The 13,045-nt window shown below is 52.7% G+C and carries 7 protein-coding genes; 4 read left to right on the top strand and 3 right to left on the bottom strand.

The genetic code is table 11. The annotated features are described in order from the left end of the window. Nucleotides 1-87: 87 nt before the first annotated feature. The 3 genes from ACTQ1O_RS07230 to ACTQ1O_RS07220 form a co-directional block, all read right to left on the bottom strand. Entirely contained in the window at nucleotides 88-1,344 is a 1,257-nt protein-coding gene (locus tag ACTQ1O_RS07230; RefSeq protein WP_441486698.1) for a substrate-binding domain-containing protein, read from the bottom strand. Between the two features lie 346 nt (nucleotides 1,345-1,690). Next, complete coding sequence (locus ACTQ1O_RS07225; RefSeq protein ID WP_441486697.1) at nucleotides 1,691-3,382, bottom strand: phospho-sugar mutase; 1,692 nt, start codon at nucleotides 3,380-3,382, stop codon at nucleotides 1,691-1,693. Between the two features lie 196 nt (nucleotides 3,383-3,578). Then, nucleotides 3,579-4,637 carry a sugar ABC transporter substrate-binding protein gene (locus tag ACTQ1O_RS07220; RefSeq protein WP_441486696.1) on the bottom strand — a complete coding sequence of 353 codons (1,059 nt, stop codon included), beginning with the start codon at nucleotides 4,635-4,637 and terminating at the stop codon, nucleotides 3,579-3,581. 293 nt (nucleotides 4,638-4,930) lie between these two features. Between ACTQ1O_RS07220 and ACTQ1O_RS07215 the strand changes: the two genes are divergently transcribed. The 4 genes from ACTQ1O_RS07215 to ACTQ1O_RS07200 all read left to right on the top strand — a co-directional run bounded on the left by ACTQ1O_RS07215 (nucleotide 4,931) and on the right by ACTQ1O_RS07200 (nucleotide 12,898). Further along, nucleotides 4,931-5,965, top strand: a complete 1,035-nt coding sequence (locus ACTQ1O_RS07215; RefSeq protein ID WP_441486695.1) for a sugar ABC transporter substrate-binding protein — start codon at nucleotides 4,931-4,933, stop codon at nucleotides 5,963-5,965. After that, on the top strand, nucleotides 5,962-7,497 hold the full coding sequence (locus ACTQ1O_RS07210; RefSeq protein ID WP_441486694.1) for a histidine kinase: 1,536 nt from the start codon (nucleotides 5,962-5,964) through the stop codon (nucleotides 7,495-7,497). The genes ACTQ1O_RS07215 and ACTQ1O_RS07210 overlap by 4 nt, the downstream gene beginning before the upstream one ends. 56 nt (nucleotides 7,498-7,553) lie before the next feature. After that, the gene (locus ACTQ1O_RS07205) at nucleotides 7,554-9,203 is read left to right on the top strand and encodes a response regulator transcription factor (RefSeq protein WP_441486693.1); all 1,650 of its coding nucleotides are present in this window, start codon (nucleotides 7,554-7,556) and stop codon (nucleotides 9,201-9,203) included. Between the two features lie 215 nt (nucleotides 9,204-9,418). Continuing rightward, nucleotides 9,419-12,898, top strand: coding sequence for a bifunctional diguanylate cyclase/phosphodiesterase (locus ACTQ1O_RS07200; protein ID WP_441486692.1), 3,480 nt, complete (start codon nucleotides 9,419-9,421; stop codon nucleotides 12,896-12,898). The last annotated feature ends 147 nt before the right edge of the window (nucleotides 12,899-13,045 follow it).

Genomic DNA, 13,045 nt, shown 5'->3' with positions numbered 1-13,045 from the left:
TTCGAAAAAAGAGGCCGCCGCAAGATGCTCTATGCGACAGCCCCTGATTCATTTTGTGCTATCGTCCCTTTCGGTAAATCCTCTCGATTACCCTACCGGGTGCAGATATCCATCGTCATCCTTTGTGTAATATCCGGGATCTACAAGCTCTTTGTCCATGTTGTCCTTGGTTACAACGGTCGGAACGAGCAGGTAAGACGGGATGACACCGGTTCCGTTATCATAAGAAGAAGTATCATAGGAGCAGTCGAAATCCCATCCGGACTTGGAGATCAGGGAATCATCCGGCTTCTCTCCGTTCAGCATTGCCTCTGCCAGGTCAAGGGTTACAACTGCCTCGTTGGCAACTGCCTTGTACACGGTCATGGTCTGCTTGCCGTCTACGATATTCGCAAGGTTTGCCTCGTCGCCGTCCTGTCCGGTGATGATAACATTGTTGTTGCCTGCATAGTCAGACTCAATGGCCTGTGTAACACCGAGTGCCGTAGAATCGTTGGAGCATACGGCTGCATCCAGCTGTGTACCGTCACTGTAATAAGATCCGAGGATATTCTGGAATCTCTTCATAGCTGTGGAAGTATCCCACTGTGCGGTAGCAACCTGATCAAATTCGGTCTGTCCTGACGGAACCTTCAGGGTGCCCTTGTCGATGTATGGTTTCAGCACATCCATCGCGCCGTTGAAGAAGAATGTCGCATTATTGTCTGCGGGATCTCCGGCTGTGAACTCGATGTTGTAGGTCTTGTCGCCTGCATTGTCGAGATCCAGCTGCTTTGCAACGAATTCACCCTGCAGCTTACCTACGGTGTAATTATCGAAGGATACATAGTAGCTGATAGCGTCTGTATTCATGATCAGACGGTCATATGAGATAACCGGAATGCCGGCGTCCTTTGCCTCGTTCAGAACCTGGCTCAGAGCCTCGCCGTCGATTGCCGCAACTACCAGCAGGTCTACCTTGTCTGCGATCAGTCCTTCGATATCGTTGTTCTGCTGTGCGGACTTGTTATCGGAATAAGTAAGCTCTACCTTGTAGCCTGCCTTTTCAAACTGATCCTGCAGATAAGATCCATCGCGGTTCCATCTCTCCAGAGATTTGGTCGGCATCGAAATACCGATGGTCTGTCCGCCTGCCGACGCTGTATCCGAAGTGGCTTCCGTCTCAGCGGACTCATCTGCTGCTTCGCTGGATGCAGAAGATGTGCTCTCCTCCTTCGCCGCCGATGATGCGGAAGACGAAGAACCGGACGCCGATGTGCTCGTAGATGTAGCGGATCCGCAGCCTGCGAACAGAGATGCCGCCATAGCTGTACAAAGCAGTGTGCTTACGATTCTCTTTTTCATTTTCTAAAACCCTCCTTTGATAATGCGAATGAAAAAAGAAACATAACGTTGTGGAAAACCGGTTTGATGACTAGAAGTTTTCCTTTCATACCTGTATGATATCACTCATTATTCACAACGAAAATATGTCATTCTTGCTCGAAATCATACGAAATGTCCAAAATAAAATCCTATCCCCATGTCCGGAGAGTAGGATTTTTTTGTCAAAAAATCCCGTGAAGCAAAAATATCCTACTCCACGGGTGATCGTAAATGCGCATGCGTTCTCTGTCTCTGCTGCGGCATATATTATAAGAAAGTCCTATGCCAGCCTCTCCGTTGCTTCGCATCTGTGACGCCGCACCCTTTATCGGTCTGCCGAAAGTGCCTCCAGAACCGCATCCCGCAGCCCGTCCGCTCTTCGCCCGGCATCCCGACTGTTTTCGGCGCGCGTATAGAAATAAAACTTCAGCTTCGGCTCCGTGCCCGACGGCCGCATCGCGAACCAGTCACCGTTTTCCATACGGAACTTCAGCACATTGGACGGCGGAATATCCTCCCATCCATGGAGATAGTCGGTAACCTCCGCGACGCGGAATTCTCCGAACCGGTCCGGTTTCTCCTCCCGCGCCTTCCGCATGATCCGCGCGATTTCCTCCGCTCCGGTCTGTCCCTTCCGGATCAGAGATACCTGTCTCTCGGCGAAATACCCGTACCTTTTGTACAGTGCCTCCAGCGCGTCGCCCGGTGTCATCCCTTTCTTCTTATAAAATGCTGCCATCTCCATCATCAGAAGCCCCGCCGCAATTCCGTCCTTGTCCCGCACCCGCTCACCGGGCGCGCAGCCGATGCTCTCCTCATACGCAAAGAAATACCGGTACCCTTCCTTCTCAAGCCGCGGAATGACGCCGCAGATATTCTTGAAGCCCGTCAGGGCCTCAAATACCCGGATCCCGTAGGACTCGCAGATGGTTTTCCCCATGTCTCCGGTTACGATAGATTTTATCATCGCCCCGTTTTCCGGCAGTGTCCCCGCCGCCTTCTGACTCCCCGCCATGTACGCGATCAGCATCGCTCCGGTCTGATTGCCGTTCAAGGGACGGAAGCCTCCCTTCCCGTCCGGCAGCTCCACCGCCATGCGGTCACTGTCCGGATCTGTGGCAATCAGCAGATCCGCGTGCAGCTTCTTCCCAAGCTTCTCCGCAAGCGCAAACCCACGAGGATCCTCCGGGTTCGGATATCCCACCGTTGTAAAATCCGGGTCCGGATCCTTCTGTTCCGGCACAATGACAAAATTTTTATAACCGAGCTCCCACGCCGCCGTCTCCATCGGGATGCTTCCCGCCCCGTTCAGCGGTGTGTACACGACGGTAACCGAGCGGTCCAGCTCGCTGTCCGGTCTCTGCTTCAGTCCCTCCGCATAGTCCAGATACCGCCGGTCCATATCCTCTCCGATCATACGGATCATTCCCTCCCGGACTCCCTGTTTCAGAGCCATCCGGGGGAATGGATCAAAGAGGTCGAGTCCCTGAATCTCCCGCAGAATCCCGTCCGAAACAGCTCCCGAGATCTGCGCTCCGTCCTCCTGGTAGACCTTGTAGCCGTTATATTCCTTTGGATTGTGGCTTGCCGTCATATTGATCCCGGAAAGCGCATGAAGCTCCCGCACCGCAAAGGACAGTTCCGGCGTCGGTCTCATGGACGGAAACAGCCACACGCGGATTCCGTTTCCCGCCAGAATCTCCGCCGCCAGCTCCGAGTACTCCCTGGAGTGATGCCGGCAGTCATAGGCCACCGCAACGCCCCTTGTCAGATCCTCTCCGCTCTTCTTCAGATAACCGGCGATCCCCTGCGTCGCTCTTCCGACCGTAAGCGGATTCATCCGGTTGGTCCCTGCGCCGCAGATTCCCCGAAGGCCCGCCGTTCCGAACACAATCTCCTGATAAAACCGGTCGTTGATTTCCTTCACGTTTCCCCGGATCGAGAGCAGCTCCTCCCTCATTGAGTCGCCCTCCGGAAGCCTGTCCAGCCATTCCTGATATTTTTCCTCTGCATTCATAAACCGAACCTGCCTTTCTCATCGTTATTCGTAAATCGCATCCATCTCGCCCACCATGATCCATACATCGCATCCATTTTGCTCCGCATTGTTCGCCCGTAGCTGAAAAGTCACGTGAACAGAAGGCAATCCTCGGGTGAACGATAAATCCGCCGTCATTGTCCGACCGCACCTGGCAAGGCCCGGTCCACAGATTTCACGACCCCGACACCTCCTCCATACCCTGCGCATGGAGGTACACGTCCTCCTTCCTGTGGAATCCGCTCGCAATCACTGTGCTGTCCATATTCTCCTTCGTGACCTTTACCGGCTGAATGGCAATGTACGGAACATCATAGGTTCCGTCGCTCATGGTCTCATCCGTCTCGGGCATTTTCCCCTTCGCCATCTGCACGGCGTAATCCGCCGCCTTCTCCGCAAGCTTCTCGATCGGCTTGTACACCGTGATCGTCTGCGTCCCCTCGACAATTCTCTGGCACGCGTCCAGATCCGCGTCCTGTCCGGTGACCGTGACGCTTCCGGCCTTCTTGCGCTCGGCGAGCACCCGCACCGCCTGGCCCGCAATCGCGTCATTGCCGCATACAATGGCCCCTGCGTTCTCCACATCCTCTGGATGCTCCGTCAGATAGCTGTATGCAATGCTGTCATCCCAGTTGTCGCAGGAAATGCTGTCGATCATCTTCAGATTATCATTGATTTCAGCGTCGAATCCCTTGTTGACCAGCGTCACGTTGTAATCCGCGGGTGAACCGTTCACCCTCACGTAGCTTCCGCCGTCCGGCATCGCCTCATTCACCGCGTCCGCCATGAACTTTCCCACCGTCTCATTATCGAATGTTATGTACAGGTCCGTGTCCGCGTTCTGAATCAGACGGTCATAGGAAATCACCCGGATTCCCTCCCTTCTGGCTTCGCTGATCTCCTTTCCCAGACTGTCCCCGTCCGTCGCCACGATCACCAGCACATCCACGTCTGAATCTATCATATGACTGATAATTGATTTCTGCTCCCCGACATCTCCGTTCGCGTTGCCCACGATTACTTCCGCCCCGAGGTCCTTCGCCGTCGAGGTAAAAATATCACGGTCCCGCTCCCAGCGCTCAATTACAAACGAATCAAACACAAGTCCGATCTTCGGCTTCAGCTCCGCCTTCTCCGGCTCCACAGACGATGTATCCGGCCGCTCCCTGCCGCAGCTGCAGAGTACTGCCGAAATAAGCAGCACCGCTCCGCACAAAAATCCTCCTCGCTTCATAACATCCTCCCGATCATACAGACCTGCCCGGCCTGCTCTACATGCAAATCTTCCCGTTCTGCCTCTTGTCCAGATCTGTCTGCTCCGCCCGGCATTCAGGTCTGCCTGCTCTGACAACATTCATTGCCTTTTCCCGCAGGAATCATTATAATATTCTAACAGATATTGAAGTCATATTCACAAAAAACTGTTACTTTATAACGATTCAGCACATCAATAGAACTGCAGGTTTCCGAAATTGGAGGGCTGAATCGTCACGTTGCTTTCTGCGAAACAGGAAAACCACAATAATCATGATGAAAAAGAATCACAAACACTCCCGCCCGATCCACGGCCTGAATCTGTTCCTCTGTATTTTCGGATCCATTCTGGTCATCATTACAATTGTAAGTATGGTGGTCTTTGAACGTCAGATCCATGCACTCTCAGACCTGTCTTCAGGCGGATCCGGTTTCCGGTATAATTTTGCGTACATCGGAGACAAATCCAGCTCCTTTCAGAACGCCGTTTATGATCAGGCTCTCAGAGAAGCCGAAAAAAAAGGCGATTACATCGAATTCACCGGAAAGAACCTGGATACCAGTTACACCATCCCCAAACTCATGGATCTGGCCATTCAGTCCAGGGCGGACGGCATCATTGTCAACGGCGATGACAGCGAGGAACTCAAGAGTGCCATCAACCGCGCCGTCGATGCCGGAATCCCGGTCATCTGCGTCGGCACAGACTGCTACGGCTCCGGCCGACAAAGCTTTGTCGGCATCTCCTACTACAACGTCGGAGAGGCTTACGGCAACATGCTCAGTTCTCTCGCGGAGAACCGCCGGCAGAACGTGCTGGTCATCGCCAGCCCGGAGGACAAGACCACAGGACAGAATCTGGTCATCTCCGGAATCAAGAATTCGCTCGAGAAGAATAACGTCATGGACCGCTTCTCCATTTCTTCAAGGACCCTCGGAAACGGCGACAGCTTCTCCACCGCCGAGGCTGTCACGGATCTGTTTGAGAGCGCCGATCTCCCGGATATTCTGGTATGCCTCGACGAAACAACCACGAGCAGTGTGTGCCAGACCATCGTGGACACCAATCATGTAGGCGATGTAACGATCTGCGGCTACTACCGCAACGGCACCATCCTTAACGCTGTACAGCGGAATGTCGCGGCGATGACCCTTACGGTCTCCACAGAGGAAATCGGACGCACTGCCGTCGACAATCTCCTTGAGTACATCGACAGCGGCTTTGTCACCGAGTATTCATCCATCGACATTGAGATCATCACACCCGAAAACGTTGGTGACTATCTGGAGAAGGAGGACGAGTCTTGATTCATCTGAAAAATAACGGGCCGGACAGCTCTCCGCAGATATTTTTTTCTTCTCCGAACAGGCAGAGACGTCCGCTTCACACCCTCGAGGGAAAGCTGACCCTCGCATTTCTGCTGGCCACCGCTGCTACTTTTGCCGTAAACCTCTTTCTGTTCCTGAATATCAACAACGCGCTCGAAAAGGTCAACCGGGTCTTCTACTCCAATGTCCAGACCAACAGTCTGTCCGAGACTCTGGACAGCGTTCAGCAAAGCCTGACAGATTATCTGAATGTCGGAAGCTCGGATAATCTCCGCAATTTCTATCAGGTTCAGGGCGATTACGCGAACTGCCTTGCCGCCCTCGGCGATTATTCCGACAGCGTTGAGATTCAGAGTACGACCCGCGATATTCAGAACCTCTCTGATCATTACATGGAGCTTTGCGAAAACGCGCTCACCGCCAAGAGAGGAAGGAATATCCAGAAGTACAAGGAATATTATGAGGAAACCGTGAGCATGAACGACATCCTTCAGTCGTACATCTACAGCATGAACAACCTCCTCTTGAAGGGCAACTCGGACAACTATCTGAAGCTCGCGGACACCTTCCACTCTCTGGAAATCGCCTCCCTGTTCATGATTGTCATGATTGCTTTCCTTGATGTCTTCATGATCGTCATGACCGTCCGGCACGCGACCGCCCCGCTGCACGCGCTGATCGCGGAGACCGGCGAAATCGGAAAGGGAAACTTTGACGTGCCTCCGCTTGCGGTAAAAAGCGACGACGAGCTCGGCATCGTCACCTCCGCCTTCAACGAGATGGTCGTCAGCATGAGAGGTTATCTCCAGAAGCTCAGGGAATCCATGGAATCCGAGAACCGGCTGAAGGAACGGGAGCTCCTCATGAACGCCCACCTCAAGGAAGCCGAGCTGAAATATCTGCAGGCCCAGATCAATCCGCACTTCCTGTTCAATACCCTCAATGCAGGCGCGCAGCTTGCCATGATGGAGGAAGCGGACGGAACCTACAAGTATCTGCAGAATGTCGCGGCCTTCTTCCGCAATAAGACTAACCGTGAGAACCAGATCACAACTCTCGCAGATGAAATTTCCCTCGCCGACAACTACATGTATATCATCAACGTGCGCTTTTCCGGTGCAATCACCTATGAAAAGAGAATCGACGATGATCTGACCCGGGTATCGGTACCCAGCATGATTCTGCAGCCGATCATCGAAAACGCAATCAATCACGGCGTCCGCGACATGGACCGCCCGGCGGTCATCATCCTCTCCGTTTACCGGACCGGAAGGTATATCACGCTCTCTGTCCATGACAACGGGAGAGGAATGACGGAGGAACAGATGAACGCGATTCTGTCCGGAAACGCTCCTGTCAGACGAAAGGGAGACGAGACAAACGGAGTCGGGCTCTCCAATGTAATCAGCCGGATGCGGCTGTTTTACAACAGCGAGGATGTCTTTGACATCACGAGCCCGGGCGAGGGACAGGGAACGGAGGTCCTGCTCTATATTCCAATGCCGGACTAACCATGATCATTAACGCGCCATGGATGTCGGCGCCGCATTCAAAGGGGGAATTGAAAATGTACAGAGTTCTGCTGGCGGATGATGAAGGGATCGCCATCGATTCTCTTACGTATATTATGGATAAGGAATTTCATGACAGATGTGAGGTGCGCTCCGCCAGAAGCGGCCGCGCCGTCATTGAAATGGCAGAGACCTTCCGGCCGGACATCGCCGTCATGGATATCCGCATGCCCGGAATTGACGGCATCGAGGCGATCCGGGAAATCCGGAAATTCAGCCCGGCAACGGTTTTTATCGTCCTCACCGCCTATGACAAGTTCAGCTTTGCCAAGGACGCGCTGAACCTCGGCGTCATGAGTTTTCTGACAAAGCCTCTGGACCGGAAAATCTTCGTGGATACCATGACCCAAGCGATGGCCGGTATCGACCGCACCCGTGAGCAGCGAAGCCGAGAGCTCTCGAACCGTGAAAAGCTGGATGCCGTCGTTCCCATGATCGAAAGCGGTCTGGTTTATTCTCTCCTCCTTCAGGATACTTCCCCGGACGTCACGGCAAACTACTGCAATCTGCTGGAAATCCCTGAATCCTATGGCTTTGTCGCACTTCTTGCGTGCGGAGACGCTGCATCCGGGCATGAGAATCCGGAACAGCCAAATGCCTCTGCTCCTCTCACCGGAAGCGGAGACCACCTGGGCAATCCGATCGGAACCGGAATCCGCCTTCAGAAGTACTATGCAAAAATCCGTGAGATCCTGAAGGAATACAGCGCCCACGCTGTCATCGGACAGATCATGATGAACAAAATCCCTGTCTTCATCCCCTATGCGGCCGCCAGAATGGACTATGTCGAGAGGGTCCGGGTGATCGATCGCGTCCGCAGAATCATCTCCCGCCTGAAGGAGGAGACCGGGGTAAATTACCGTATGGGGATCGGCTCTGTCATGCCTCTTTCGGACATGCGGACCTCCTATCGGGAGGCACTCCGCTCCCTCTGCGAGAACAACGAAACCGTCTCTCACGCCGATGATCTCCCCGTCTCCTGCACCTACGAGCAGGATTACCCGATCGACCTTGAGAAACAGCTCTTCGACAGCGTGAAGAACGGCAATATCAGGGATGCCGGATTATACGCAGACCGTTTTTTTACCTGGATGGAGAAAACCCAGGTCTCGACCTATGAAAATAACGTGCGTCTGAAGACGATCGAATTTGTCCTCTGGGCCGAGCACATTGCCTACCAGAGCGGCGGCCTTGGCCTGTACCGCTTTGCGGACCGCGGTGATTATCTGAATATTATCTCTGACTATACGATCGCGGAGCTGCACACATGGTTTGTGGCGAAGATCCGGGACGCCGCCGAAAAAATCGCCGACAAGGCCAAAAGCAGCGCCAGCAATCTGACGCATCAGGCGAAGGAGTATATCGACAGTCACTACTCCCGCGACCTGTCGCTTGATGACGTCTCCAGGGAGCTCAATATCAGCCCCTACTATTTCAGCAAAATTTTCAAGGAAGAGGAGGGCGTAACCTTTATCGAATACCTGACCGGCATCCGGCTCAGCCACGCCAAAAAGCTTCTCGCCGAGAATAAGCTTCCGGTAAAAGAGATCTGCGCTGCCGTGGGCTACCAGGACCCGAATTACTTCAGCCGGCTCTTCCGGCGTTCCGAAGGCGTATCCCCGACCGAATACCGCGAATCCCGGTGAATCTGTCCAATACGGAGCCTGTCCCCCGCGGAGTCTGTCCCCCTGAGAAATCTGTCCCTCGCGGAGTCTGCCTCATGCGGAGTGCTCAGCTCCCACCGAATTGTATTTTTTTTCTGAAATCTGAACCGATTTGTCGAAATTTGATCTTTATGTAGCTTTTAACTCCCGGAAATGTTATAATTTATTTATAATTTTATGTGTGGGAGTATTATACATTGGCTGAATACGATGAACTTACCGGACTGCTTTCGATGAAAGGATTTCTGAATGCAGTTCGAAAATATCTGACCCTTTCTCCGGAAAGGCAGCATGTCCTGATTTTTTTCGACATCTGTGCCTTCCGTGATTACAATCATAAATATGGATTCCATGAGGGAGACGATCTTCTGCTGCAGTTTGCGGAGGAACTCCGGAAGACTTTCCCCGGCGATTACATCACCCGCCTCTCAGCGGATCAGTTCTCCGTACTGACCGGCAGCCAGGATGTCTCCGACAAAATCGAACATCTCCATATTTTTGTCCATGCGCTGCAGAAAAATGTGAGCCTGGAGCTGAAGGCCGGCATCTATCTTCAGAACGGTCCGTCTGACACAAACGTCTCGCTTATGATCGATCACGCGCGTCTTGCCGCCAGGAGTATTCACGATCAGTACGACTACAATATCGCCATCTACAATGATGACATCGCCGAGCGTGAGGAGCTGAAGCGCTATATTCTGAATCATTTCAACGAGGCGCTCGAATGCGGATATATTGAGACCTGGTATCAGCCGGTGATCCGGACTCTGAGCGGAAAGATCTGCGGCTTTGAAGCACTGTGCCGCTGGAATGATCCCATAAATGGCATTCTGTCTCCCGCGCTTTTCATCGGCGTCCTCGAGGACGCCCATCTGATCTCCAGACTGGATCTTCGCATGGTAGAGAATGTCTGCCGGGATCTCAAGACCGCGGAATCCGACGGACGCCCGGTTGGACCGGTTTCTATCAATCTTTCACGAAATGATTTTCTGGGCACAGATGCCTTTCACGAAGTGAATTCCATCGTGACCAAATCCGGTATTTCTCCGGATCTGATCAACATTGAAATCACCGAAAGTACACTTGAGGCCGAGCCCGAATATCTGCGGCATCAGATCAGCCGCTTTCAGGAGGCCGGCTATGAGATCTGGATTGATGATTTTGGAAGCCGGTACTCAACTCTCGGCACACTGAAGGATTTCAACTTCGATGTTTTGAAGATTGATCAGACATTTGTCCGAGGCATGGAGAGCAACCAGAAGGCAAGAACCCTGGTCGCGTCCGTCGTCAACATGGCCAAGCATCTCGGCATCCACACTCTATGCGAGGGTGTGGAGACCCGTGAACAGATTGAATTCCTGAATACAATCGGATGCGAGCAGCTCCAGGGATTTTATTACTCAAAGCCACTGCCGATCACGGAGATCCGGAAGCTGATTTCAAAATTCGGTCTGGAATCTCCTCAGAAGGCGCGCTGCTACAAAGCCATCGGTGAAATCAACATGATATCCGATTCCCCTCTGGAATCCGGCAGAAGCTATGATTGCGGCTCAAGAGTTCCGCTCATGCTTGTAAAAGCGGATCAAAAGGGAACCAGACTGCTCTATCACAACACCGCAATGGACGAAATGGCAGAATCTCTCAAGCTGCGGGATTCAGAGGATTTTCTTCAGTATTTTATGTCCGTTTCAACATACCGAAGCATCATCCGCCATGCAATTACACACCCCGGGGATACCCAGGAATTAAGTTCTTTCGACCTCGTTATCAGCAACAAATTCTGCAGCATCAGCTTCCGCACGATCGCATCGAAGACGGACAGCTATGCATACCTTGCGTTTACCGGACTGATTCTGGATTCTTCGTCAGCGATAACCCGTTCCATCCATATCAACGATGGAATCCGCCATCTTCTGACGATTTTCAACAGAATCGACCTGTTTAATCTCGATGCCGGAACTGTAGAGAACATCTATCTGAACACCGCACAGGACAGACTGACTGATTTCTGCGATACCAGCAAAGAGACCATCGCGGCATATGCGGAGAAATATCTGGATGAGGAGGATCGTTCCTCCTTCATAGAGTTCTACGATATGGATAAGCTGAACACCCGCATTCCAGACAGAAACGCGAGTTACATCACGGCCTTTTTCGTGTCTCACGACAAAACAAGCAGACAGCACCTGCAGTCCTACACCCTGATTCCGTTCAGCACAAACGGCGCCCGTATGGTTCTGTCCTGTATCTCTGACATCGGAAACACCATCTACAACAAGGCCTTTCAGGATCAGCTCCTGCGCAATACCTCCATAGGCTCTGACCGCATCAACGAATCCATGGCGAACCTTCTCACCTCCTTCCTCGGAATCGTGCAGGTCAACGCCGCAGAAGACAGTTATACTCTGATCTACCGGAACTGGGATTCGGCATTCAGAACACATCTCACTTTTACGCAGGCCCGTGAGAGCTTCTGCAAAAATAACGTGCATCCCGATGACCGGGAACGCTATCTTGCGTTCATGAACCGCAGAACATGGATGGAACGCGCCGCGGAAAACAGTCTTCATGAGTTTTCCGAAGCCTTCCGAATCAAAAACGGAAGCGGCGGTTATTCCTGGCTCATCCATAACATCATACAGAACGGCCATGACGCAGCTGTCTTTACAGTAGTTGTTCAATGGACAGGCAGCTCCTCCCTGGAAAAAATGCTCGACTTCTGGTATTCTCAGGGCCGGGATCTGCAGATGCAGATAGACCCCGTTACCGGCCTGCTCGACCGGAGAGGCATCGATCAGAAGCTTTTAAGATACATCCGCTGCTATCCTTCCGCCCCGGGTGTACTCATCAACCTGAATATCGACAATTTTAAAATCATCAACGATATTCTGGGACGCGACATCGGTGACAAGACGCTTTGCCGTGTCGCGGATGCTCTGCGGCAGAATTTCGATGACGGGGATATCATCGGACGCAACGCCGCGGATGAATTCATCGTCTTCATGAAGGATTCTTCTCTTGCAGAAGCCAGATCCATTGTAAACCGGCTCGTATCAAGCCCGATGACTGTTGATTTTCACGGCGAAAGCTACCGTTTTTACCTGTCTGCCGGCCTCGTGGAATACCCGAAGCAGGGCAGCAAGCCCGGCACACTCTGCCGGAAGGCAAACGCGGCTCTCTGTTCTGCAAAGCAGTCGGAGGGGCACTGCTACAGGGTTTACAATTCCGATATATGCACGGAAAACCGCACGCACCTTCAGAAGAGCATCACAAATCTCGCATCGGATCTTCCAAAGGCCGTGTTGGTCTACAAGATGGCCGACGACCTGCAGATTCTATACGCCAGTGAATATCTCCTCCGGCTCTGTGAATGTGACAGCATTGATGAATTCAACGAATACTCGAAATCGAGCTTTCTTTCCATCCTCTGCCCGGAAGACAGGGATAAAACCAGAGAGCGTATCCGCAAATATTATGCAGAACACGGCGACCCCTCAGATACCCGTGAATCTCTTTCCGACTGTCTTGCCTTCTGCCAGAAATACCGCATTAAGACCAGGAAGGGCAGAATCCGGACGATCAGAGACTCCTGCAGACTCGTGCACAGCGTCTATTACGGGGATATCTTCTATGTCTTTCTCGATGATGCGGACACCATACCGGATCTCCCCTGCTGAGGGACATCCGTCGGTTTGGCGCCCTCTCAGCAGCGCGGCAGCCCGCCGCTCGGCCGAATCAACACAACGAGATAAAACACGCTGCGCGAGTTTTATCTCGCTATCGCGACGCTCGCCGCACACGAATACTTCGCATTCGGCTGCGGC

It is taken from the genome of Bilifractor sp. LCP21S3_A7 (assembly GCF_052118825.1).
In the GTDB taxonomy this organism is placed as follows: domain Bacteria; phylum Bacillota; class Clostridia; order Lachnospirales; family Lachnospiraceae; genus Bilifractor.
Note: the sequence above shows the minus strand (reverse complement) of the source record. Positions and strands in the feature narration are given on the sequence as shown.